This window comes from Pseudomonas sp. S36, from assembly GCF_016647875.1.
Taxonomy (GTDB): domain Bacteria; phylum Pseudomonadota; class Gammaproteobacteria; order Pseudomonadales; family Pseudomonadaceae; genus Aquipseudomonas; species Aquipseudomonas parafulva.
This window is the reverse complement of the sequence record NZ_JACVVG010000061.1, coordinates 1-21,358: the sequence shown is the minus strand read 5'-3', so window position 1 is coordinate 21,358 and position 21,358 is coordinate 1. Positions and strand designations below refer to the sequence as shown.

At 63.8% G+C, this 21,358-nt stretch carries 24 protein-coding genes and 1 pseudogene; 13 read left to right on the top strand and 12 right to left on the bottom strand.

The genetic code is table 11. The annotated features are described in order from the left end of the window. Positions 1-64: 64 nt before the first annotated feature. Positions 65-232: a DUF2897 family protein gene (locus IAE36_RS21785; RefSeq protein ID WP_201214682.1), complete on the bottom strand. Its 168-nt coding sequence runs from the start codon at positions 230-232 to the stop codon at positions 65-67. Between the two features lie 183 nt (positions 233-415). Between IAE36_RS21785 and pyrF the strand changes: the two genes are divergently transcribed. After that, on the top strand, positions 416-1,117 hold the full coding sequence (pyrF, locus tag IAE36_RS21780; protein ID WP_028634735.1) for an orotidine-5'-phosphate decarboxylase: 702 nt from the start codon (positions 416-418) through the stop codon (positions 1,115-1,117). A gap of 42 nt (positions 1,118-1,159) precedes the next feature. On the opposite strand, the gene IAE36_RS21775 is transcribed toward pyrF, so the two are convergent. Continuing rightward, positions 1,160-2,161 (bottom strand): NADP-dependent oxidoreductase, encoded by a 1,002-nt coding sequence (locus tag IAE36_RS21775; protein WP_201214681.1) that lies wholly within the window; start codon positions 2,159-2,161, stop codon positions 1,160-1,162. Between the two features lie 175 nt (positions 2,162-2,336). Between IAE36_RS21775 and IAE36_RS21770 the strand changes: the two genes are divergently transcribed. The 3 genes and pseudogenes from IAE36_RS21770 (at position 2,337) to IAE36_RS24170 (ending at position 5,242) form a co-directional block, all read left to right on the top strand. Next, entirely contained in the window at positions 2,337-3,098 is a 762-nt protein-coding gene (locus IAE36_RS21770; RefSeq protein ID WP_201214680.1) for an SDR family oxidoreductase, read from the top strand. Positions 3,099-3,295: 197 nt separating this feature from the next. Continuing rightward, positions 3,296-4,381: pseudogene (locus tag IAE36_RS24175) on the top strand (HAMP domain-containing protein); the annotation flags it as partial. Then, entirely contained in the window at positions 4,361-5,242 is an 882-nt protein-coding gene (locus IAE36_RS24170) for a methyl-accepting chemotaxis protein (protein ID WP_442967486.1), read from the top strand. The pseudogene IAE36_RS24175 and the gene IAE36_RS24170, both read left to right, overlap by 21 nt. 6 nt (positions 5,243-5,248) lie before the next feature. On the opposite strand, the gene IAE36_RS21760 is transcribed toward IAE36_RS24170, so the two are convergent. Next, entirely contained in the window at positions 5,249-6,439 is a 1,191-nt protein-coding gene (locus tag IAE36_RS21760) for a benzoate/H(+) symporter BenE family transporter (protein WP_201214679.1), read from the bottom strand. Positions 6,440-6,583: 144 nt separating this feature from the next. Between IAE36_RS21760 and IAE36_RS21755 the strand changes: the two genes are divergently transcribed. Beyond that, positions 6,584-7,186 carry a glutathione S-transferase family protein gene (locus IAE36_RS21755; protein WP_028634740.1) on the top strand — a complete coding sequence of 201 codons (603 nt, stop codon included), beginning with the start codon at positions 6,584-6,586 and terminating at the stop codon, positions 7,184-7,186. Between the two features lie 15 nt (positions 7,187-7,201). Here the strand turns inward: IAE36_RS21755 and IAE36_RS21750 are convergent, their stop codons facing one another. The 5 genes from IAE36_RS21750 to IAE36_RS21730 form a co-directional block, all read right to left on the bottom strand. Then, the gene (locus IAE36_RS21750) at positions 7,202-7,573 is read right to left on the bottom strand and encodes a glutaredoxin family protein (RefSeq protein WP_201165233.1); all 372 of its coding nucleotides are present in this window, start codon (positions 7,571-7,573) and stop codon (positions 7,202-7,204) included. Between the two features lie 61 nt (positions 7,574-7,634). Further along, a complete protein-coding gene (gene folE / locus IAE36_RS21745) occupies positions 7,635-8,180 on the bottom strand; it encodes a GTP cyclohydrolase I FolE (RefSeq protein ID WP_028634742.1) in 546 nt (181 codons plus the stop codon). Positions 8,181-8,249: 69 nt separating this feature from the next. Beyond that, the gene (locus IAE36_RS21740) at positions 8,250-8,810 is read right to left on the bottom strand and encodes a Smr/MutS family protein (protein WP_028634743.1); all 561 of its coding nucleotides are present in this window, start codon (positions 8,808-8,810) and stop codon (positions 8,250-8,252) included. 54 nt (positions 8,811-8,864) lie between these two features. Continuing rightward, the gene (locus tag IAE36_RS21735; RefSeq protein WP_201165234.1) at positions 8,865-9,185 is read right to left on the bottom strand and encodes a hypothetical protein; all 321 of its coding nucleotides are present in this window, start codon (positions 9,183-9,185) and stop codon (positions 8,865-8,867) included. A 61-nt stretch (positions 9,186-9,246) separates the two neighbouring features. After that, a complete protein-coding gene (locus IAE36_RS21730) occupies positions 9,247-9,837 on the bottom strand; it encodes a cysteine hydrolase family protein (RefSeq protein WP_028634745.1) in 591 nt (196 codons plus the stop codon). Between the two features lie 181 nt (positions 9,838-10,018). On the opposite strand from IAE36_RS21730, the gene prmB reads away from it, so the two are divergent. Then, positions 10,019-10,927 (top strand): 50S ribosomal protein L3 N(5)-glutamine methyltransferase, encoded by a 909-nt coding sequence (gene prmB / locus IAE36_RS21725; protein WP_060481578.1) that lies wholly within the window; start codon positions 10,019-10,021, stop codon positions 10,925-10,927. A gap of 34 nt (positions 10,928-10,961) precedes the next feature. Here the strand turns inward: prmB and IAE36_RS21720 are convergent, their stop codons facing one another. Together IAE36_RS21720 and IAE36_RS21715 are read right to left on the bottom strand one after the other, a co-directional pair. Beyond that, positions 10,962-11,744, bottom strand: a complete 783-nt coding sequence (locus IAE36_RS21720; protein WP_201214678.1) for a hypothetical protein — start codon at positions 11,742-11,744, stop codon at positions 10,962-10,964. 63 nt (positions 11,745-11,807) lie between these two features. Continuing rightward, positions 11,808-12,767 (bottom strand): alpha/beta hydrolase, encoded by a 960-nt coding sequence (locus IAE36_RS21715; RefSeq protein ID WP_201214676.1) that lies wholly within the window; start codon positions 12,765-12,767, stop codon positions 11,808-11,810. A gap of 451 nt (positions 12,768-13,218) precedes the next feature. Here IAE36_RS21715 and aroC point away from each other — a divergent pair, with 451 nt between their 5' ends. The 3 genes from aroC (at position 13,219) to IAE36_RS21700 (ending at position 16,063) form a co-directional block, all read left to right on the top strand. Continuing rightward, positions 13,219-14,304: a chorismate synthase gene (gene aroC, locus IAE36_RS21710; protein WP_201214666.1), complete on the top strand. Its 1,086-nt coding sequence runs from the start codon at positions 13,219-13,221 to the stop codon at positions 14,302-14,304. Positions 14,305-14,371: 67 nt separating this feature from the next. Beyond that, positions 14,372-15,520: an MFS transporter gene (locus IAE36_RS21705; protein ID WP_201214662.1), complete on the top strand. Its 1,149-nt coding sequence runs from the start codon at positions 14,372-14,374 to the stop codon at positions 15,518-15,520. Between the two features lie 6 nt (positions 15,521-15,526). Beyond that, complete coding sequence (locus tag IAE36_RS21700) at positions 15,527-16,063, top strand: oxidase (RefSeq protein WP_201214659.1); 537 nt, start codon at positions 15,527-15,529, stop codon at positions 16,061-16,063. A 76-nt stretch (positions 16,064-16,139) separates the two neighbouring features. Here IAE36_RS21700 and IAE36_RS21695 read toward each other — a convergent pair whose 3' ends face one another. Continuing rightward, positions 16,140-16,412, bottom strand: a complete 273-nt coding sequence (locus tag IAE36_RS21695) for a DUF3509 domain-containing protein (RefSeq protein WP_201214656.1) — start codon at positions 16,410-16,412, stop codon at positions 16,140-16,142. 270 nt (positions 16,413-16,682) lie between these two features. Here IAE36_RS21695 and IAE36_RS21690 point away from each other — a divergent pair, with 270 nt between their 5' ends. Both IAE36_RS21690 and IAE36_RS21685 read left to right on the top strand, forming a co-directional pair. Continuing rightward, positions 16,683-17,207: an ankyrin repeat domain-containing protein gene (locus IAE36_RS21690; protein ID WP_028634753.1), complete on the top strand. Its 525-nt coding sequence runs from the start codon at positions 16,683-16,685 to the stop codon at positions 17,205-17,207. Between the two features lie 59 nt (positions 17,208-17,266). Beyond that, the gene (locus IAE36_RS21685; RefSeq protein WP_201214653.1) at positions 17,267-17,797 is read left to right on the top strand and encodes a hypothetical protein; all 531 of its coding nucleotides are present in this window, start codon (positions 17,267-17,269) and stop codon (positions 17,795-17,797) included. A gap of 22 nt (positions 17,798-17,819) precedes the next feature. Here the strand turns inward: IAE36_RS21685 and IAE36_RS21680 are convergent, their stop codons facing one another. Continuing rightward, positions 17,820-18,755, bottom strand: coding sequence for a ZIP family metal transporter (locus IAE36_RS21680; protein ID WP_201214650.1), 936 nt, complete (start codon positions 18,753-18,755; stop codon positions 17,820-17,822). 129 nt (positions 18,756-18,884) lie between these two features. Between IAE36_RS21680 and IAE36_RS21675 the strand changes: the two genes are divergently transcribed. Both IAE36_RS21675 and IAE36_RS21670 read left to right on the top strand, forming a co-directional pair. Beyond that, a complete protein-coding gene (locus IAE36_RS21675) occupies positions 18,885-19,076 on the top strand; it encodes a PLDc N-terminal domain-containing protein (protein ID WP_201214647.1) in 192 nt (63 codons plus the stop codon). Between the two features lie 160 nt (positions 19,077-19,236). Beyond that, positions 19,237-21,294 carry an LTA synthase family protein gene (locus IAE36_RS21670; RefSeq protein WP_060481571.1) on the top strand — a complete coding sequence of 686 codons (2,058 nt, stop codon included), beginning with the start codon at positions 19,237-19,239 and terminating at the stop codon, positions 21,292-21,294. Positions 21,295-21,358 lie beyond the last annotated feature (64 nt).

Below are 21,358 nucleotides of genomic sequence, written 5' to 3'. Positions count from 1 at the left end.
CATCGCCGGGGGCGCTACGCACCCCATCGCGAGCTACGCTAGCTCCTACACGAACCCATATCGCTCAACGGTTCTGAGCATCCTTGGCATCCGCCTCGGCATTGCGCTCATGTACCTTGCACAATTGCTCATCGGTAAGGGGCAATTTCTTGGCCGTGTCGCGCAGCATCATCAGCCCGCCGACGATGGAGCCAAGGGCTACTAACAGGATCAGCCAGGCATACCAGGGCATTGTCGTTCTCCTTACGGGATGGCAGCGTAGTTACCGATTTTGATCGGCAACGCGCTTCGTTGGTTCCATGGTACAGCCGTGGCGCGCTTCACCGCTTGGCCATTTCCATCAACCGTAGCCCCCAACCCCGCACCACATCGTTTACAATGCGCGCCGTTTTCGACTTGCCAAGAGACCGTGCCCATGTCCGCCTGCCAGACGCCCCTGATCGTCGCCCTGGATTTCCCCACCCGTGAGGCCGCCCTGAAGCTGGCTGACCAGCTAGACCCCGCGCTGTGCCGGGTGAAGGTTGGCAAGGAGCTGTTCACCAGCAGCGCTTCGGGCATTGTCGAAACCCTGTGTGAAAAGGGCTTCGAAGTGTTCCTGGACCTGAAATTCCACGACATCCCCAACACCACGGCCATGGCGGTAAAAGCAGCGGCAGAGATGGGCGTGTGGATGGTCAACGTACATTGCTCGGGCGGCCTGCGCATGATGGCGGCGTGCCGTGAGGAGCTGGCCAAGCGGAGCGGCCCACAGCCGTTGCTGATCGGCGTGACCGTGCTTACGAGCATGGAGCGTGAAGACCTGGCCGGCATCGGTTTGGACGTTGACCCCCAGGAGCAGGTGCTGAGGCTGGCTGCGCTGGCGCAAAAGGCCGGCATGGACGGCCTGGTGTGCTCGGCTCTGGAAGCGCCAGCACTGAAGGCGGCGCACCCAGGCCTGCAATTGGTAACCCCAGGCATTCGGCCGGCGGGCAGTGCCCAGGATGACCAGCGCCGCATCCTTACCCCGCGCCAGGCGCTGGATGCAGGTTCTGACTACCTGGTAATCGGTCGCCCCATCAGCCAGGCTGCCGACCCGGCCCAGGCCCTGGCAGCGGTGGTTGCCGAAATTCGCGGCTAAGCTGCCGCGATAATAGCGGGGCTGCACAGCAGCCCCACGCATTCACACCTTCAACACCAGCTTCCCGAAGTTTTCACCGTTGAACAGCTTCAACAGCGTCTCAGGGAACGTCTCCAGCCCTTCCACCACATCTTCCTTGCTCTTGACCTGCCCGCTGGCCAGCCAGCCGGCCATTTCCTGCGCCGCCTTGCCGTAATCCTTGGCATGGTCCATCACCACAAAGCCTTCCATGCGCGCACGGTTTACCAGCAGTGCCAGGTAGTTGGCCGGGCCCTTGACGGCTTCCTTGTTGTTGTACTGGCTGATGGCACCGCAAATCACGATACGCGCCTTGAAGTTGATGCGGGTAAGCACGGCATCCAGAATCTCGCCGCCTACGTTGTCGAAGTAAACGTCCACGCCTTTGGGGCACTCGCGTTTCAGGCCTGCCAGCACGTCTTCGGCCTTGTAGTCGATTACCCCGTCGAAGCCCAGTTCGTCTTTCAGGTACTGGCACTTCTCTTTGCCGCCAGCGATGCCTACCACGTGGCAGCCTTTGATCTTGGCGATCTGGCCCACAATGCTACCCACCGCACCGGCAGCGCCAGAAATCACCACCGTGTCACCGGCCTTCGGCTGGCCCACTTCCAGTAAGGCGAAATAGGCCGTCATACCGGTCATGCCCAGCGCCGACAGGTAGCGGGGCAGGGGTGCCAGGTTGGGGTCGATCTTGTGCAGGCCCTGTGCGTCACCGGTGAAGTAATCCTGCACACCCAGGGCCCCGCCTACATGGTCGCCGGCCTTGAAGCCCGGGTGGTTGGAGGCAATCACTTCGCCCACACCCAAGGCGCGCATTACCTGGCCCAGGGCCACCGGGGGGATGTAGGACTTGCCTTCGTTCATCCAGCCGCGCATGGCCGGGTCCAGTGACAGGTACAGGTTACGCACCAGTACCTGGCCTTCGCCGGGCTGTTCGGCGGGCACCGTTTCGTAGCCGAAGTCATCGCGGCGCACGGCGCCGACCGGGCGTTTTACGAGCAGGAAGCGGCGGTTGGTCTGGGTCATGATGGCTCCTAGAGAAGAATGAAAGGGTCAGACGGCCAATTTACCTTGTTGATGAAACGCAGTGCGTAACATCACTGACAAGCATGGTGTCACAAATGCTCATGTGATGATGCTGCCCGCCTGGTCAGCGGCTGACTATGCTCTGGGCTCCTTTACACCCTCACAGGAGCAGGCGATGAGCATGAGTTTTGCGGGCCAGGTGGCCTTGGTCACCGGTGGCGGCGCCGGTATTGGCCGGGCGACGGCCCTGGCATTCGCCTGCGAGGGCTTGAAAGTGGTGGTGGCTGACCTGGATGCTGTGGGCGGCGAAGCCACGGTGGCGCAGATCCGTGCCGCAGGCGGCGAGGCCCTGTTCATCGAGTGTGACGTAACCCGCGAAGGCCAGGTGCGCCAGATGCACGAACACCTGATCGCGGCCTATGGCCGGCTGGACTATGCCTTCAACAATGCCGGCATCGAGATCGAGCAGGGCCGCCTGCCCGAGGGCAGCGAAGCACAGTTCGACGCGATCATGGGGGTAAACGTGAAGGGGGTATGGCTGTGCATGAAGTACCAACTGCCACTGCTGCTGGCCCAGGGCGGCGGCGCCATCGTCAATACTGCCTCGGTGGCGGGGCTGGGGGCGGCGCCCCAAATGAGTATCTACAGTGCGTCCAAGCATGCGGTGATTGGCCTGACCAAGTCGGCAGCCATCGAGTACGCCAAAAAAGGTGTGCGGGTAAACGCCGTGTGCCCCGCCGTTATCGACACTGACATGTTCCGGCGCGCCTACGAAGCCGACCCGCGCAAGGCAGAGTTTGCCGCCGCCATGCACCCGGTGGGGCGTATTGGCAAAGTCGAAGAAATTGCCAGCGCCGTGCTGTACCTGTGCAGCGACGGGGCGGGATTCACTACGGGCCATTGTCTGACGGTGGACGGTGGAGCCACGGCGATCTGAACCTGCAGCGCTAACGATGTCGCTGACGGGCAACATTCCCGCGCCCCAACCTTCATTCAATATGCTGGGCGACCTCCGGCAAGCTGTTAGCGACACGTTCATAGCTATTTGACACTATTCTGACGTCAGGCCCTTGTTCCGACGCTGGCAACGTTGCCACCCTTGGCCTTCGGCATAACCTGACACACAGAAGGGGAATGGGCATGGGCGCAAGCAAGCAGGGTGTGTTGGCCAACCTGGGCATGGCCCGCAAACTCACCCTGGGGTTCGCCCTGGTGCTCTTGCTGACCCTGGCCGTGGCTGCCATTGGCATTGCTGCCCTGCACAGTGTTGGCCAGCGCTTCGACAGCCTGAGGCAGTTGGCGCAGTTCAACACCGACCTGCTGCGCCTGCGCCAGCATGAGCAGTCTTTTGCCCTTAGCTCCGACATCAAGCAGGCCGAGGCGTTGCGCGGTGGCCTCAAGGGCCTGGCCGAGCGCGCGCGCGAACAGCCGGCGCTGGCGGCAGCGGAAACCGACCTGGCGGCCTACGGCAAGGCATTCGAAGCGTTCGTAGGGGCGGTGCAGGCCAAGGAGCTGGCGCTGGATACCGCCAGTTGGTCGGTGTCGAGTGTGGCCAACAACCTCGACGTGCTGCAGTCAGGCCTGGCCGACGATGGGGTGTACACGCTCAAGCAGTCCCAAGGGCAGCAGGGTGGCGAGTTTCTGGAGCAGGCCGCCCAGGTTGCCCAGGTGTCGCGCCTGATGTTGCAGGCCATGGATGAAGCGCGGGTGCGCCTGGATAAAAGCCGCAAAGGTGAGGATGACGTGAGCCAGGCGCGCATCCCGCAAACGGTCGAAGCTGCAGCCCTCGTGACCCAGCTGCAGGCGGCGGTGACCGACAGCGGTTACCAAAGCGTGCTGAACGAAGTGGCGGGGCATATCGGAAGTTTTTCGGAAAAGCTCAATGAATACACCGATCAGCTGGCGCTGGAGCAGGGCCTGAAGGGCCAGTTGCAGGCCAGTGCCGAACAGGTAACCGGCCGGGTGGACCAGGCCTACCTGGGGCAGGAGCAGGCCCTGCAGGGTGACCTGCAACGCAACGCAGTAGCGATTGCCGTGGCCACGGGGCTGGCGCTGCTGGTCGGCATTCTGGCCGCCTGGCTGATCACCCGCGCCGTGGTCGGCCCACTCAAGCACGTGATCGCCCGCGCCCGGCGCATTGCTGACGGCGAACTGGCATTCGAGGCACCGGCCCCGCGCCGTGACGAGGTGGGGCAATTGATGCAGGCCATGCAGCAGATGGCGGCAGGGTTGTCGGGCATCGTCAGCGGGTTGCAGCAAGGTATCGAGCAACTGGCCGGCAGCGCCCAGGCGCTGTCGGCCGTGACCGAGCAGACCAACCGTGAGGTGGGCAGCCAGAAAGAAGAAACCGAACAAGTGGCCACCGCCATGCAGCAGATGACGGCGACCGTGCATGATGTGGCGCGCAACGCCGAAGAGGCCGCGCAGGCGGCCCAGGCGGCGGATGAGAAGGTGGATTCCGGGCAGCAGGTGGTGCGCCAGAGCATGCAGCGTATCGAGCAGTTGGCGGCAGCGGCAGAAACGGCCAGTGCCGGCATCGACAGCCTCAGCTCCGAAATTCACACCATCGGCGATGTGCTGGAGGTGATCAAGAGCGTGGCCGAGCAGACCAACCTGTTGGCGCTGAATGCGGCCATCGAGGCAGCCCGCGCCGGTGAACAGGGGCGGGGCTTTGCCGTGGTGGCCGACGAGGTGCGTGCGCTGGCGCGGCGTACCCGGCAGTCCACCGAGCAGATCGAAACCCTGGTGGCCAGCTTGCGTGGCAACGCCCAGCAGTCGGTGGCCCAGATCAGGGGCAGTACCGAGCTGGTACGCCTGGCGGTGGCCGATGCCTTGCACACCGAGAGTGCCTTGGGCAGCATTGCGGCTGCGGTGTCATTGATTCAGCAGATGAACCAGCAAATAGCGGCAGCGGCAGAGGAACAGAGCTCGGTGGCTGAAGAAATCAGCCGCAGTGTCACGCAGATTCGCAGCAGCGCCGACCAGGCGGCGCTGGCCATGCAGGGCAGCGCCAGGTCGAGTGTGGAGCTGGCGCAGTTGGGCACCGACCTCAAGGGCATGGTGGGCCACTTCCGGTTGTGACCCGTGTCAGCTGCGGCGGGGGTTGAGGATCACCAGTGCCAAGACCCCGGCCACGATGCCCCAGAACGCCGAGCCGATCGAGAACAGCGTCAGGCCCGACGCCGTGACCATGAAGGTGATGACCGCAGCTTCTCGTTCGCGGGCCTCGCTCATGGCCACGGTCAGCCCGTTCATGATCGAGCCGAACAGGGCTAGCGCGGCAATCGACAGCACCAGCTCTTTGGGCAAGGCGGCAAACAGCGCGGCCAGCGTTGCGCCGAATACCCCGGCGATACCATAGAACAGCCCGCACCACACCGCAGCGGTATAGCGTTTGCCAGGGTCTTCATGGGCGTGCGGGCCTGTGCAGATGGCCGCACTGATCGCCGCCAGGTTGACCCCGTGGGACCCGAACGGCGCCAGCAGCAACGAAGCAAACCCCGTGGCGGAAATCAGCGGGGAGGCCGGGACCTGGTAGCCGTCTGCACGCAGCACGGCCACACCCGGCATGTTCTGCGAGGTCATCGCCACGACGAACAAGGGGATGCCGATGCTGATGGTGGCAGCCAGCGAGAAGCTTGGGGTGGTCCACACCGGTTTTGCGACCTCCAGGTGAAAGCCGCTGAAGTCCAACAGGCCCAAGGCGCCGGACAACGCAGTGCCCACCACCAGCGCCGCCAGTACGCAGTAGCGCGGCGACAGGCGTTTGACCAGCAGGTAGCTGAAGAACATGCCCAGCACCAGCAAGGTGCGGTGCTGCGCCGCGACGAAGATTTCACTGCCGATCTTGAACAGGATGCCGGCCAGCAGCGCCGAGGCCAGGGACGCCGGGATACGTCTGACCAGCCGCTCGAAACTACCGGTCAATCCGCAGGCCAGCACCAGCAAGGCGCAGGTGATGTAGGCACCGATGGCTTCGCCGTAACTCACGCCGCCCAGGCTGGTGATCAGCAGCGCTGCGCCAGGTGTAGACCAGGCGACGGTAATGGGGGTGCGGTAGCGCAGTGACAGGCCGATGCTGCACACTGCCATGCCAATCGACAGTGCCCAGATCCACGACGAGATCTGCGCGGTGGTCAACCCGGCGGCCTGGCCGGCCTGGAACATCAATACCAACGAGCTGGTATAACCGGTCAGCATGGCAATGAAGCCGGCAACGATGGCCGATGCCGAGGTATCGGCCAGGGGCCTCAGGCGTGCGGGGGTGGCATGGGGCATGAACAAAATCCTTGTCAGGGTGTAAGCAGTTTTTCAGACTACCGCCAGCCGCGGTGAGGTTTGTCATACAGCGGCGATTGCTTTTAACCGTACAGTCGCCAACTATTGGGCGCTATTGCACAACTGCTTTGCAGGGGAGGGGTGATGTACAAGGTGTATGGCGACTACCAGTCGGGCAACTGCTACAAGGTCAAGCTCATGTTGAGCCTGTTGGGCCGGCCCTGCGAGTGGCACCCGGTGGACATTCTCAAGGGCGAAACCGAAACCCCGGCGTTTCTGGCGATGAACCCCAACGGCAAGGTGCCCGTTCTGGAGCTGGAAGACGGCACCTACCTGTGGGAGTCCAACGCCATTCTCAACTTCCTCGCCGATGGCAGCGAGTTCCTGCCCACCGAGCCACGCCTGCGCACCCAAGTGTTGCAGTGGCAGTTTTTCGAGCAGTACAGCCATGAGCCATACATTGCCGTGGCCAGGTTCATCCAGTTCTACCTGGGCTTGCCCGAAGCGCGGCTGGAGGAGTACCGCAAACTGCACAAAGGCGGCTACAAGGCATTGCGCGTGATGGAGCGGCAGCTGCAGATGACCCCCTACCTGGTGGGCGAGCAATACTCCATTGCCGACGTGGCGCTGTACGCCTACACCCATGTCGCCCACCAAGGCGGCTTTGACCTGGCGGATTACCCGGCGGTACGCGCCTGGCTCGAGCGCGTCAGCAGCCACCCGCGGCATGTGCCGATGGTGGGGTAAGGGGCGGCCCCAACGTTAGCCGGCAGCGAAGCGTTCATCCAGGTAAGCGATGATGGCCTTGGATTCATACATCCAGGTCACCTTGCCATCTTGCTCGATGCGCAGGCACGGTACCTTCACCCGGCCCCCGCCTTCCAGCAGCGCCTGGCGGTGCTGTGGGTCGTTCTTGGCGTCACGCAGGGCCACCGGCACATTCAGGCGGTGCAGGGTGCGGCGGGTTTTAACGCAGAACGGGCAGGCATGAAACTGGTACAGCGCCAGCCCCTTGGCCGCCTCGGCGACGCGGGCCTGGGCTGCCGGCTCGCGCTTGAGCTTGGCTGGGCGGCTGATCAAGTCTGCGAAGACGATGAGCTGGCCGAGGCCAACCCGCAGGGCTTTGACGATCATGGGGCAACTCCTGAAATGAAAAAGCCGACCTGGCAAGGGTCGGCCTGGGGCTTGCAGCCAATCACTTGATCAGGCTGAGGAACTCGCTGCGGGTGGACGCGTTTTCGCGGAACTCGCCCAGCATCACCGAAGTGATCATGCTGGAGTTTTGCTTCTCTACACCGCGCATCATCATGCACATGTGCTTGGCTTCGATAACCACAGCAACGCCCGCTGCCCCAGTAACCTGCTGCACGGCCTCGGCGATCTGGCGGCTGAGGTTTTCCTGGATTTGCAGGCGGCGGGCGTACATGTCGACAATGCGCGCCACCTTGGACAGGCCCAGCACCTTGCCTTTGGGCAGGTAGGCCACGTGGGCCTTGCCAATGAAAGGCAGCATGTGGTGCTCGCACATCGAGTACAGCTCGATGTCCCGCACCAGCACCATTTCGCTGTTGTCAGAACTGAACAACGCGTTGTTGGTCACTTCTTCCAGTGTTTGTTCATAACCGCGGCAAAGATACTTCATCGCCTTTGCAGCCCGCTTGGGCGTGTCGAGCAGGCCCTCACGGGAGACGTCCTCGCCAATCTGGCTGAGGATCTCGGTGTAGTTCTGTTCCAGGGACATGGATCTACCTGTGGGAAAAATCGCAAAAACGAAGGTTACGGCGGCGAGGGCGGCGCTGCAAGCGCGGCGTTACTCGTCCCGGCCTTCGAGCATGGTTCGTTTGAGCATCACGTAGACGGCCCCGGTGCCGCCGTGGCGGGCATTGCAGGAGGCGAACCCGAGCACCTGGGGGTGCTGGCGCAGCCAGGTGTTGACGTGGCTCTTGATCATGGGGCGCTTGCCGTCCAGCCGCGCCGCTTTGCCGTGGGTCACGCGTACGCAGCGTACTTCGAGGCGTGTGGCTTCGGCGATGAAGGCCCACAGGGTTTCCCGGGCCTTTTCCACGGTCATGCCGTGCAGGTCAAGGCTGCCTTCGAACGGGATCTGCCCCAGCTTGAGTTTGCGCAGCTGGGTTTCCTGCACGCCGTCACGTCGCCACATCAGCTCGTCCTCGGCGCCCACGTCGATGACGAACTGGTCGGACATACCATCGATGACCAAGGCTTTATCGCTGCGCACGGTGGCCGATTGGCGCAAGCCGGCCAGTTGCTGGCGATCGGCCTTGGGTTTGCCGACCTCGGCCCTGTCGTGCTTGATGGGCTTGACGCCGCGCACTTCGGCTTTGAACAGGGAAAAATCGTCGTCTTGCATGATGCCTCCACGTGGGCCGCGTAGTTTACGCGACTGTGCAGTGCAATGCGGAGGTCAATCGTGCTTTTTCATCAGGTGTGGCGACAGGTTCAACTCCCGTGAACGGCGCAGGCGGATACGGCTGAGCCGCCAGAACCGCACGCCCAGCCATAACAGCAGCAACCCCGCAGCGGTCAGCACGCCTGCCAGGGGTTTGTTGGCATTGAGCTCAGCCAGGGCCGGGTAATTGCCCAGCAGGCCGGCCACGCCGGCCATGGCCAGCAGCACGCCGAGCGTTGCCAGCAGGGCGGAGAGAGCAGCCCCCAGACGGGCGCCCCAGTGACGCGGTTGGCGCGGGCGCAAGCGCTTGGCGTCGATACTGCCTTTGAGCTTCATCCCGCTCTCCTCTGTGCCTGTGGGCAGTTGGACTTGCACCGGCCTCGCGGGTTCCGCGCGCTCAGATCAGGCTGGCGGTGGGCGCCACGCAGGCGAAGTTGTCGGCCATCACGGCCATTTCACACTGGTGGATCTGTGCAGCCGGGATCACCCCGTCCTTGAACGCCAGGTCGCGGGTGGCCGAGGCATCTTCCACCAAGGTACAGCGGTAACCATAGTCCTTGGCCCGGCGCACGGTGGTGCTGACGCTGGAATGGCTCATGAAGCCGCACACGATCAGGTCCAGGTGGCCCAGCTCCTGCAGCGTTTCATGCAGCTTGGTGTTCTTGAACGCGTTGGGCATGCGCTTTTCAATGATGGTTTCGCCTTCCAGCGGCTCCAGCCCGGGGATGAACTGGCCGGCCGGGCCCTGCGGGTCGAAGCGGCCGCCCACGGTACCCAGGTGGCGAACATGGATGATTGGCCGGCCGCTTTTGCGCGCGGCGTCGAGCAACCGGGCGATGTTGGCCACGGCCTCGTCCATGCCCGACAGCGCCAGGGGCCCGCTGAGGTACTCCTTTTGCGCATCGATGATGATCAGGCTGGCATGGCTCAGCCTGGCCGGCGGGTAATCGCGGCCAGTGAGGCGGAACATCGTGGTTGGAACGGACATCAAGGGCTCCTTGGTGTAGGGCTTTTATGGGCCTATTCTCCCCTGCCTGCGCGCCAATGGGAATGGTTGACATCGCAAGTGGCGTGGTTACTGGCCTGTGGCTACCTCGCAGGCGATCCGAGGGAACAAATCAGCGGCCTGGGCTGTTAGACTTTTGTACGGTCTGAATTAGGAGTACCCCGTGATCACATCCCGTCTGCGCACGCTGCGCGACTACATCCGTTGGGCGGTCAGCCGCTTCCACGAACATGAGCTGTTCTTCGGCCACGGGGCCGACAACGCCTGGGACGAGGCAAGGCTGCTGGTGCTGGGGGCGGTGCACCTGCCGTGGGAAGTGGCCGACAGCTACCTGGACTGCATGCTCGAAGACGCCGAGCGTGTGCAATTGCAGCACCTGCTCAAGCGCCGTATCGAAGAGCGCGTACCTACGGCGTACCTGCTGGGCGAGGCCTGGTTCTGCGGCATGGCGTTCATCGTCGACGAACGTGTGCTGGTGCCGCGCTCGCCCATCGGCGAACTGCTGGAAAACCGCCTTGAGCCGTGGCTGGCCAGCGAGCCTGCGCGCATTCTGGACCTGTGCACAGGGTCCGGTTGCATCGGTATCGTGGCGGCGGATGTGTTCCCCCAGGCCGAAGTGGTGCTGGGCGACCTGTCGTTCGAGGCCCTTGAAGTGGCTAACCAGAACATCGAGCGTCACGGCTTGGACGGGCGGGTGTACACGGTGCAGGGCGACGGTTTTGCCGGGCTGCCAGGGCAGCGCTTCGATCTGATCCTGTCCAACCCGCCCTACGTCGACGCCGAGGACTTCGACGACATGCCTGCCGAATACCACCACGAGCCTGAGCTTGGCCTGGCCTGTGGTGCAGACGGCCTGGACCTGGTGCGGCGCATGTTGGCCGAGGCGGCTGACCACCTTACGGAAAAAGGCTTGCTGATTGTGGAGGTGGGCAACAGCCAGGTGCATGTCGAAGCCCTGTACCCGGAAGTGGACTTCGCCTGGCTGGAGTTCGAGCGCGGGGGCCATGGGGTGTTCATGCTCACCGCCGAGCAGTGCCGCCAGCACCAGGCGCTGTTCGCTTCCAAGGTGTAAACCGCGTGGGGGCTGTGCAGCAGCCCCCTGTTGGCTAGCGCGTGGCGATCCAGATCAGCAGGCCTGCCTGGAACAGCGCGAACGCTACCAGGCAGGTGATGGTGAAGCGCAGGCCGCTGTCTTCGCGCTGGTACTTGGCCACGCGCTCGTCGCGTTCGCGCAACTGGGCGCTGGTTTCCTGCAGTTGCTGCTCTGCCTGCTGCAACAATTGCGCAGCCTCCAGAATACCCACCTGCTGAACACGCTCGCTGTTCCAGGTGGTTGGCAACTTCCCGGCGGTGGTTGCCACAGTGTGGCCCTTGAGTACCTGGCCTTCTTCGTACTCCACTTCCAGGCCCGCGCCGCGCAGGCAATGGTCACGGCGCAGGCGTGATTCCTCCTGCAGGGCGTCCTTGCTGGGCAGCTTGAATTCCTCCACCTGGTAGCTGGGCCACCTGCGTTTGAGCCACTGCGCGGCCTGTGCCAGCAAAAAGCGCCCCAGGCCGCGGTTTACCGGTTCCAGTTGCAAGCCGTGCTCATCCCCGATGCGCACCCGTTTTTCACGGTGGTCCACGCGGATGTCCAGGCGGTTCTGCCCTTTATGCACCTTCTGGCCGGGCAGCTGGATGTGCATGCGCAGCAGGCTGTGTTCGGTGTCGTGGCGCTCGGCATGGCCGAACTGCACGTAGCGCAGCGGCCGCGGGCCGGTGGCCCGGTCGATGGGCAGGGCGGCCAGGCGCAGCAACTGGTAATGCTCGACGGCCAGGTCCGCCCAGGGCAGGGCGGGGGTTGGCTGGGGTTCTTCGGCCGGCTCTGTGGCAGTAGGTGTTGTGGTCATCAGGGCATGTCCTTGGCTATGCCTGCTGTATCGGCAGGCATGCCGCAGACCTGAGGCCGGGCATTATGCTGGCGGCAGGTGCTGGATGAAGGTGACGATCTGCTCGCCCAGCTCCCGGGCCAGTGGCAGCTCGGGGTTCAGGTAGCTGTCGCGTTGCTGGCTCATGCTTTTGGGGCTGATGCGCAGCATGTGGTTCATGCCGTCAATCAGTACCAGCTGGGCATCGGGCTTGGCTGCCTTCAGGCGTTCGGCGTCCGCCACATCCACCTGCACATCGTTGCGCCCCTGCACGATAAGCGCTGGCACGGTGAGTTGGGCGAAGGCCTGGGCCGGGTTCTGGCGGAACAGTGTGATCAGGTAGGGCTGCACGCTGGGGCGGAACACCTGGCGCAAGGGCGCCGGCACGTCCAGGCTGGTCTGGCCGGCCTGCAGGCGGTCCAGCAGTTCGCTGCCACGGGCGAGTTGAGCGGGGGGCAGGCGTTCGGCCAATTGCTCGCGCAGTACGTCAGCCATGGGCCGGCCGCTGCCGGCCAGGCTGATCACCGCGCTGGCACCGGCCTGCTCGGCAGCAAGGCTGGCGATGAGTGCGCCTTCGCTGTGGCCGATGAGAATCAGCTGGCCGAAGCGTGGGTCGGCTTTGAGCTTGTGGCTCCAGGCCACGACATCGGCCACGTAGCGCTCCACGCTGAGGTCGCGTTCGTCTGGGGTGGCGGGTTGGCTGGCGGCCACGCCGCGTTTGTCGTAGCGCACGCTGGCGATGTGCTGGTTGGCCAGCAGCAGGGCCAGGCGCTTGAGGTTGTCGACCCGGCCGGAAGCGGGGTTGTTGCCGTTACGGTCGGTGGGCCCTGAGCCTGCGATGATCAGCACCACCGGCGGTGGCGTGGCCTGTTGGGGCAGCAGCAGGCTGCCGTGCAATATGCCTTGGCCAGTATGCAGGTCGATGGGGCGCTGCAGGACGGTAGGGGCGGCGGCCTGGGCCAGGCCAGTGAACAGGAGGAACAACAGGGCGACAAGGCGCGGCATGGTGCGGGGCTACTTGGGTAGGGGGATAGCACTTTGACCTTACGCGAAGTGGAAGGTTCTGCGCGGGCCCGCCACGCCATCGCGCCCCGCGCCCTGAATGTAGGAGCGAGCGCAGCTCGCGATGCGCCGCGCAGGCGGCGCTCGGTCGAATAGGCGCAGACCCTCTTGAGCCGAACACCTGGCAGCCCTCATGCGATTTCAGCCTGGGGCCCTTCACCGGTAGAACGCGGTTGGGCTGGGAGGTGGTCAGTGTGACATTTGCAGCGCCTGAGAAATCGAGCGCCGCCCGCGCGGCGCATCGCGAGCTGCGCTCGCTCCTACGTTTGTTTCGGGCCAGTCACGCCTGTTACAGGCGCGCGCGACCGCCTGGTTTGTACGCCGCGCCACCTCCCAGCCCCATCCTGTATACTGCCGCCTTTCGTTCATCTCAGGCAGATCTCGCGGAGCGTCCATGTCCGGCAATACCTATGGCAAGCTGTTCACTGTCACCACCGCAGGCGAGAGCCATGGCCCGGCGTTGGTCGCCATTGTCGATGGGTGCCCGCCAGGCCTGGAAATTTCCCTCGCCGACCTGCAGCACGACCTCGACCGGCGCAAACCCGGCACCAGCCGGCACACCACCCAGCGCCAGGAAGCCGACGAGGTGGAAATCCTGTCCGGAGTGTTCGAAGGCCGTACCACGGGCTGCTCGATCGGCCTGCTGATCCGCAACACCGACCAGAAGTCCAAGGACTACTCCGCAATCAAGGACCTGTTCCGCCCCGCTCACGCCGACTACACCTACCACCACAAGTACGGTGAGCGTGACTACCGCGGTGGTGGCCGCAGCTCGGCCCGTGAAACCGCCATGCGTGTGGCTGCCGGTGCCATCGCCAAAAAGTACCTGGCTACCCAGGGCATCACGGTGCGTGGCTACATGAGCCAGCTGGGCCCTATCGAGATCCCGTTCAAGACCTGGGAGTCGGTAGAACAGAACGCCTTCTTCAGCCCGGACCCCAACAAGGTGCCGGAGCTTGAGGCCTACATGGACCAGCTGCGCCGTGACCAGGACTCGGTAGGCGCCAAGATCACCGTGGTCGCCGAAGGCGTGATGCCTGGCCTGGGCGAGCCGATCTTCGACCGCCTGGACGCCGAGCTTGCACATGCCCTGATGAGCATCAATGCGGTCAAGGGCGTGGAAATCGGCGCGGGCTTTGCCAGCGTGGCACAGCGCGGTACCGAGCACCGTGACGAGATGACCCCGCAAGGTTTCCTCAGCAACAACGCCGGTGGCATTTTGGGCGGCATCTCTTCTGGTCAGCCAATCGTCGCTCACCTGGCCTTGAAGCCAACGTCCAGCATCACCGTGCCAGGCCGCTCCATCGATGTGCACGGTAACCCCGTTGAGGTCATCACCAAGGGCCGGCATGACCCGTGCGTGGGCATCCGCGCCACGCCTATCGCCGAGGCGATGATGGCCATTGCACTGATGGACCACCTGCTGCGCCACCGCGCGCAGAACGCCGACGTCAAGGTCACCACGCCCGTACTGCGCTAGCGTTTACCCGCCCGTGCCGGGTGTTTCGCCTAGCGAAGCACCCGCAGCAGGCCACAAAGGCCATCCCATGCCCGCAATCCCTTACTGGCGGCTGTCCAGCTTTTACCTGTTCTATTTCGCCCTGCTGGGCTCCACGGCGCCGTTTCTAGCACTTTATTTTGACCACCTGGGCTTCACGCCGGCGCGTATCGGCGAGTTGGTGGCCATCCCCATGCTGATGCGCTGCATCGCCCCCAACCTGTGGGGCTGGCTGGGGGACCGCACGGGCCAGCGGCTGCTTATCGTGCGCCTGGGGGCATTGTGCACGCTGGCTACCTTTTCCCTGATTTTTCTGGACAAAAGCTACGCCTGGCTGGCACTGGTCATGGCGTTGCACGCCTTCTTCTGGCATGCAGTGCTGCCCCAGTTCGAAGTCATCACACTGGCACACCTGCATGGCCAAACCGCACGCTACAGCCAGGTACGCCTGTGGGGATCGATTGGCTTCATCCTGACCGTGGTCGGCCTAGGCCGCCTGTTCGAGTGGTTGAGCCTGGATATCTACCCGGTCGCCCTGGTGACCATCATGGCCGGCATCGTCGCCGCCAGCCTGTGGGTACCCAATGCCCAGCCCGTCGAGCAGGGCGAGCGCCGCGCAGCTGGCGGTTTTCTGCACCAGCTGCGAGCGCCCGGTGTGGTGGCGTTCTATGTGTGCGTGGCACTGATGCAACTGAGCCACGGGCCTTACTACACCTTCCTGACCTTGCACCTGGAACACCTGGGCTACAGCCGCGGCGCCATCGGGCTGCTGTGGGCGTTGGGCGTGGTGGCTGAGGTGCTGATGTTCATGGCCATGAGCCGCCTGTTCGCGCGGTTCAGTATCCAGCGGGTGCTCCTGGCCAGCTTCGTGCTGGCGGCCGTGCGGTGGTTGCTGCTGGGCAACCTGGCGGCGGAGCCTAGGGTACTGGTGTTCGCACAGTTGCTGCATGCTGCCACCTTCGGCTGCTTTCACGCTGCCAGCATCGCGTTCGTGCAGGCCAGTTTCGGGCCGCGCCAACAAGGTCAGGGCCAGGCCCTTTACGCCGCGCTTTCAGGCACCGGCGGGGCGCTCGGCGCACTGTACGCGGGCTACAGCTGGACATGGCTGGGGCCAGGCTTCACCTTTGGTATGGCCAGCGCTTCGGCGCTGGCTGCAGCCGTTATCATGGCGACCCGTTCGCAACCGACCAGGACCTGACCGCTGATGAGCATTCTCTGCGTATTTGACCCTTCCAGCCCGGCATTGCCCAACAAGGTGCTGACCCACCGGGAAGACATCGAGGCGGCGCTGGCCGAGCACGGGGTGTCGTTGATCCACGCCGAGCATGGTCTTCGGATACGCCCAGGCACAGCCGAGGCAGACGTGCTGGTCGCATGTGGTGATCACCTTGACCGACTCATGACCACCCACGCCAGCCCTGTCTATCGGCTGGTGAACCGCGACGGCGAGCAGGTTGACGCATTAGCGCTGCGGGAAGAGCACACCCATGACGGCCAGGAAGTATTTGCGGTGATCAGCGGCCGTGCGCAGCTAGGCTTGCGCCTGGGCGAGTGGGTGTATTCAGTGGTGTGCGAGAAAGGCGATCAGTTGACCATACCGGCGAATACGCGGCGCTGGCTGGAGTTGGGCGAAACCCCGTTTTGCCTTGCGTTCAGGCTTTATGCGAACGAGCAGGCTTCTACGCCGTTGTACACGGGCGACCACGCAGCACGGGCGTTTTTGGGAATTGACGAACTTTAATAGGCCTTGCTGGTCTGTTCGAGGGTGAATCCATCGGGAGTCACCCGCCAACAGGCCAGCTCAGGCAGGCGACCACTCAGCGGTAGGTCGGCAGGGCGAAGCGCTGTTGGCTTTGCAGCATGGTGATCACCGGCAGCTCACTGGCTTGCTCGGCCAGGTCGCGGCGGATGGCGCTGATGGCCCAGGACAGCTGTTCGGCGCTGTGCAGTTGCCCGTAGCTGAGCACACGGCGGGTCACCTTGCCGTCAGCGGCGCGCAGGGTCAGGAGAACACCGCCGTCCGGACGAGGCTGGGTAGCAACCTGGTAAGCCGAAAAGACCGAAACGAATTTTTCCTGGATAAGGTTCATGGCAACTCCTGACAGGTGTAGGGCAATCGTGGAGTTGTAGATTGCAGTGACCGTGCCAGCTTTTGGATATTGCCAAAACCCTTGTAAATCAATGGCTTGCGGCTTACTTCAAGAAGAGCCTCCGTGCAAGCTGCAAGGTCGTGCAATTTGCACAGTGCATTTTGCACGGCGGGGCTCGTTGGGCTATCGCAGCGATAGATTCTGAACCTTTGACCCGCAACCGGGGCCTGACAAACACTTAGGCACCGATTATTGCCAGGAGGTTCCCCCATGCAGACCCAAGCCGCGCCCTCTCAAATGACCGCCGATGAAGCCGCCGCCTTTGCCGAACAAGTGTTCGACCGCGCCCGCCAGGGCGACGCCGAGATGCTCGAGCGCTTGCTCGCCAGCGGCCTGCCCGTGAACCTGCGCAACCAGAAGGGCGATACCCTGTTGATGCTGGCCAGCTACCACGGCCACCACGATGCGGTGCGTGTGCTGCTGGCCCACGGTGCCGATGCGCTGATCGCCAACGATAACGGCCAGTTGCCCATTGCCGGGGCCGCGTTCAAGGGCGACATGGCCATGATCCGCCTGCTGCTCGAGAACGGCGTACCGGTAGATGCAGCCGCGCAGGACGGGCGTACGGCGCTGATGCTGGCGGCCATGTTCAACCGCCTGGAGATTCTTGACTACCTGCTGGCCCAAGGCGCAGACCCGGCGCGCCAGGATGCACGGGGTGCCACTGCCCTTGTTGCGGCCCATACCATGGGCGCAGTAGACGCTGCGGCGCGCCTGCAAGCGCTGGCAGGCTAACCTCACAGGGGCATTTGCGGCTATCCTTGGCACCTTTTTACCCGCCGCAGGCCCCGTTCATGAAAACTCAGTTGCTCGAATTCATCAGCCTCATTGGCGCAGGCTGCATGCGTGAGGCCGATATCGAGCGCATTGCCGATGAGGCTGCCCAGGCCTACGCCGACCCGGCGGCATTTCTTGCCGCCAACCCCGACATCAACTATGACGACAGCTTCCCGATCCCCCTGGGCGAGTGGGTAGTGCTCGGCAGCTTGCCCGATACCGTGGTCTTCCAGGCCGACAGCTACCAGGAGCTGTTCGAGCACATCAGCGGCTCGTTTGACCAAAGCGTGCCGCTTACCCTCAAGCCCAAGCAACTGGCACGCACCGAGCCGCTGACCGCGCTCAACCGCATCCAGGTGCAGATGGGTGCCTTGAACAAGGAAGCAGGGGGGTACGTGCTGCTCAACTTCAGCCAGTTGCTCGATGACGAACTGCAAATGGTGATGGTCGGCCAGCATGACCTGGCGCGGGTGACGGAGCTGGGTGCGGCGCTGGGCATCAAGGTTGAACCTGCCCTGGAAGCGTTGAAGGTTGCCGTGCACGTCTAAGCGACGTGCACGGGCGCGGGGCTCAGCCCAGTGCGGTATCGAGGAACATCATCACTGCAAAGCCGCCCATCAGGCCCAGGGTTGCCGAGGTCTGGTGGCCATTGCGGTGGGTCTCCGGGATCACCTCGTGGCTGACCACGAAAATCATCGCCCCGGCTGCAAGCCCCATGCTGATAGGGTAGGCGACCGCGAAACCCGTGGATATGCCCAAGCCGATCACTGCACCCAAGGGCTCCATCAGCCCGGACCCTATCGCCACCAGGGCGGCCTTCAGGTTCGAAAGCCCGGTAGCGCGCAAGGCCAGTGCAACCGCCAGCCCTTCAGGGATGTCCTGGATGGCGATGGCGGTGGTCAGCGGCAGGCCGATGTTCATGTCGCCATTGGTGAAGCTGACACCTATCGCCATGCCTTCGGGCAGGTTGTGCAGGGTGATCGCCAGCACGAACAGCCACACCCGGCTGAACCGCTCGGTTTCTGGGCCGGCCACGCCCACCCGCTCATGCTCGTGGGGGGTGAAACGGTCCAGCCCGAGCATCAGCAATACCCCCAGGCCCATCCCGATCACCACCACGAACGCTGCAGCAGGGCCGCTGCCGGTGATGTCCCGCGCGGCATCCAGGCCCGGCAGAATCAGCGAAAACGAGCTGGCCGCCAGCATCATGCCTGCTGCGAAACCCAGCATCACATCCTGGCTGCGCGTGCTCACGTCACGCAGCACCACCGCCAATACTGCACCCAGTGCCGTGGCACCGAACCCTGCCAGGCCACCGACCGCCGCCAGGTGCAGGTGCTGCGAATGGTCGCCGTGCACGGCATTCCACAGGCTGGCGCCCAGCAGCACGAGCACCGCCAGCAGGCTGAGAGCAAGGCCGGCGCCTACCCATGGGTTGTTGGCGATGTGTTGCCGCCAGGCGCTCAGCGGGGAAGTGGCGGCGCTGTGACTGTGTACAGGGGGCATGCAAACCTCGGGTTCAAAAGACAAGGCAGTCTAAGCAGTGACCCGAGCCTGGCGCCAAGGATTCCGCTCTATCGACGTAATAGCTGGCTATGCTATGCAGCATCAACCCCCTGAACTGGAGTACATGGCATGGGATCGACGTTCAACAGCCTGGTAGGCCTGATCATTCTGGCGCTGGACATCTGGGCCATTCTCAACGTGATCAAGAGCGGCAACGAGGTGGGCAGCAAGGTGCTGTGGATACTGCTGATCGCGTTGCTACCCGTGGCTGGCCTGGTGATATGGGCCATCGCCGGCCCACGCGGCAACGTGCGTATCTGAACGTTGGCGGCCGGGCACCCGGCCGCAATGCCGCCAATGGCCAATCGGGCCGTGACAAAATTTTCACAATGATTTAAACAGAATCCGCTCCCGCACAATGCTGCGATGGCCTTCGGCCGTCGCGCTCTTCGCAAACCGCAATTCTAGGACCTTCCCGTTCATGGCCAACCCGGACGCCTTGAAGCAATGGGGCGCGCGAGCGTCGTTCTCGCCCACCCTCAAATCCCACCTGGCCTACACGCTGCTGAGCGCGCTGGTCATCATGCTGATGCTCAGCCTCGTGCGCCTTGCGCTGCTGGTCTACAACAGCGACATGGTCGGCGATACGCCTGCTGCAACCGTTGCCGAGGGCTTCCTCAACGGGTTGCGCTTCGACCTGCGGGTGGTGGTGTACATCAGTGTGCCGCTGCTGCTGGCGTTGCTCAGCCCGTGGGCCATGGCGCGGCGCGGCGTGTTCCGCTTCTGGCTCACCCTGACTTCCAGCGTGGTGATGTTCCTCGGCCTGATGGAGCTGGACTTCTACCGCGAGTTCCACCAGCGCCTGAACGGCCTGGTGTTCCAGTACATCAAGGAAGACCCCAAGACCGTCATGAGCATGCTCTGGTACGGTTTCCCGGTGGTGCGCTACCTGCTGGCCTGGGCCTTCGGCACCTGGCTGCTCAGCCTGCTGTTCAAGGGGGTCGACCGCGCTACCCGTGGTGATGGCGTGCAGCGTGTCGCCCCCTGGTACAACCGGCTGGCGGTGTTCATGGTGATTTTGCTGGTGGCCGTGGTCGCCGCCCGCGGCACCTTGCGCCAGGGCCCACCGATGCGTTGGGGGGATGCGTTCACCACCGACTCCAACTTCGTCAACCAGTTGGGCCTGAACGGTACCCTGACGCTGATCGATGCGGCCAAGAGCCGTTTCGGTGAAGACCGCGCCAACATCTGGAAGCCGGTGCTGGAGCAAGGCGTGGCCACCCAGACCGTGCGCCAGCAACTGCTGACGCCCAACGACACCCTGGTGGATGCCGACGAAGCCGCCGTGCGCCGTGACTTCCTGCCACCTGCCGCAAACACGCTGCCGATCAAGAACGTGGTGGTGATCCTGATGGAGAGCTTTGCCGGCCACTCGGTGGGCGCGCTGGGCAGCCCCAACAACATCACCCCGTACTTCGACAAGCTGGCCAAGGAAGGGCTGTTGTTCGACCGCTTCTTCTCCAATGGCACCCATACCCACCAGGGCATGTTCGCCACCATGGCGTGCTTCCCCAACCTGCCGGGCTTCGAGTACCTGATGCAAACCCCGGAAGGTGGCCACAAGCTTTCTGGCCTGCCGGCGCTGCTCAGTGCCCGGGATTACGACGACGTCTACGTGTACAACGGTGACTTTGCCTGGGACAACCAGTCCGGGTTCTTCGGCAACCAAGGCATGACCACGTTCATTGGCCGCAACGACTTCGTCAACCCGGTGTTCTCCGACCCCACCTGGGGCGTGTCCGACCAGGACATGTTCGACCGTGGCAACCAGGAGCTGGCCAAGCATGACGGCAAGAAGCCGATCTACGCCTTGCTGCAGACCCTGTCCAATCACACCCCGTACGCCTTGCCCGCCAACCTGCCGGTGGAGAAAGTCACCGGCCAGGGCACCCTGGACGAGCACCTCACCGCCATGCGCTACTCGGACTGGGCGCTGGGCCAGTTCTTCGAGAAGGCCCGCAAGGAGCCTTACTTCAAGGACACCCTCTTCGTGATCGTTGGCGACCACGGCTTCGGTAACCACCAGCAGGTCACCGAGCTGGACCTGGGCCGCTTCAACGTGCCGCTGCTGCTCATTGCGCCAGGTATCCAGGAGAAGTTCGGTGCGGTCAACCACACCGTCGGCACCCAGGTGGACATCGTGCCCACCATCATGGGCCGCCTGGGTGGCGAAACCCGCCACCAGTGCTGGGGCCGTGACCTGCTCAACCTGCCTGCAGGCGATCAGGGCGTGGGCATGATCAAGCCATCGGGCAGCGAGCAGATCGTCGGCCTGGTGCAGGGCGACCGTGTGCTGATCGAGTCCAAGGACATGAACCCGCGGCTGTATCGCTACCAGCTGGGCCGTGAATTCAAGGCCGAGCTGATTGAAAGCCCGGACCAGCCGCAGATGCTCAAGCAGCTGGAAGCCTTCATTCAGACCGCCACCAAGAGCCTGCTGGACAACACCGCAGGGGTCGTGCACGGCACGCCCAAGTAGCGCCCTAACAGGCAGCGGGGGGGGGGGGCCCCGCGCCCCCCCCCGGGGCGCGCCCCGGGGGGGG

Excerpts from the sequence above, each read along its gene's own strand:
- IAE36_RS21730 (WP_028634745.1), bottom strand. The coding sequence starts at position 9,837 with ATGTCCGTTCCAACCACGATGTTCCGCCTCACTGGCCGCGATTACCCG.
- IAE36_RS21770 (WP_201214680.1), top strand. The coding sequence starts at position 2,337 with ATGAGCATGAGTTTTGCGGGCCAGGTGGCCTTGGTCACCGGTGGCGGC.
- IAE36_RS21705 (WP_201214662.1), top strand. The coding sequence starts at position 14,372 with ATGCCCGCAATCCCTTACTGGCGGCTGTCCAGCTTTTACCTGTTCTAT.
- IAE36_RS21675 (WP_201214647.1), top strand. The coding sequence starts at position 18,885 with ATGGGATCGACGTTCAACAGCCTGGTAGGCCTGATCATTCTGGCGCTG.
- IAE36_RS21700 (WP_201214659.1), top strand. The coding sequence starts at position 15,527 with ATGAGCATTCTCTGCGTATTTGACCCTTCCAGCCCGGCATTGCCCAAC.
- IAE36_RS21670 (WP_060481571.1), top strand. The coding sequence starts at position 19,237 with ATGGCCAACCCGGACGCCTTGAAGCAATGGGGCGCGCGAGCGTCGTTC.
- IAE36_RS21685 (WP_201214653.1), top strand. The coding sequence starts at position 17,267 with ATGAAAACTCAGTTGCTCGAATTCATCAGCCTCATTGGCGCAGGCTGC.
- IAE36_RS21735 (WP_201165234.1), bottom strand. The coding sequence starts at position 9,185 with ATGAAGCTCAAAGGCAGTATCGACGCCAAGCGCTTGCGCCCGCGCCAA.
- IAE36_RS21750 (WP_201165233.1), bottom strand. The coding sequence starts at position 7,573 with ATGATCGTCAAAGCCCTGCGGGTTGGCCTCGGCCAGCTCATCGTCTTC.
- IAE36_RS24170 (WP_442967486.1), top strand. The coding sequence starts at position 4,361 with ATGCAGGCCATGCAGCAGATGGCGGCAGGGTTGTCGGGCATCGTCAGC.
- IAE36_RS21715 (WP_201214676.1), bottom strand. The coding sequence starts at position 12,767 with ATGCCGCGCCTTGTCGCCCTGTTGTTCCTCCTGTTCACTGGCCTGGCC.
- IAE36_RS21680 (WP_201214650.1), bottom strand. The coding sequence starts at position 18,755 with ATGCCCCCTGTACACAGTCACAGCGCCGCCACTTCCCCGCTGAGCGCC.
- pyrF (WP_028634735.1), top strand. The coding sequence starts at position 416 with ATGTCCGCCTGCCAGACGCCCCTGATCGTCGCCCTGGATTTCCCCACC.
- aroC (WP_201214666.1), top strand. The coding sequence starts at position 13,219 with ATGTCCGGCAATACCTATGGCAAGCTGTTCACTGTCACCACCGCAGGC.
- IAE36_RS21775 (WP_201214681.1), bottom strand. The coding sequence starts at position 2,161 with ATGACCCAGACCAACCGCCGCTTCCTGCTCGTAAAACGCCCGGTCGGC.
- IAE36_RS21740 (WP_028634743.1), bottom strand. The coding sequence starts at position 8,810 with ATGCAAGACGACGATTTTTCCCTGTTCAAAGCCGAAGTGCGCGGCGTC.
- IAE36_RS21695 (WP_201214656.1), bottom strand. The coding sequence starts at position 16,412 with ATGAACCTTATCCAGGAAAAATTCGTTTCGGTCTTTTCGGCTTACCAG.
- IAE36_RS21690 (WP_028634753.1), top strand. The coding sequence starts at position 16,683 with ATGCAGACCCAAGCCGCGCCCTCTCAAATGACCGCCGATGAAGCCGCC.
- IAE36_RS21755 (WP_028634740.1), top strand. The coding sequence starts at position 6,584 with ATGTACAAGGTGTATGGCGACTACCAGTCGGGCAACTGCTACAAGGTC.
- IAE36_RS21720 (WP_201214678.1), bottom strand. The coding sequence starts at position 11,744 with ATGACCACAACACCTACTGCCACAGAGCCGGCCGAAGAACCCCAGCCA.
- folE (WP_028634742.1), bottom strand. The coding sequence starts at position 8,180 with ATGTCCCTGGAACAGAACTACACCGAGATCCTCAGCCAGATTGGCGAG.
- IAE36_RS21785 (WP_201214682.1), bottom strand. The coding sequence starts at position 232 with ATGCCCTGGTATGCCTGGCTGATCCTGTTAGTAGCCCTTGGCTCCATC.
- IAE36_RS21760 (WP_201214679.1), bottom strand. The coding sequence starts at position 6,439 with ATGCCCCATGCCACCCCCGCACGCCTGAGGCCCCTGGCCGATACCTCG.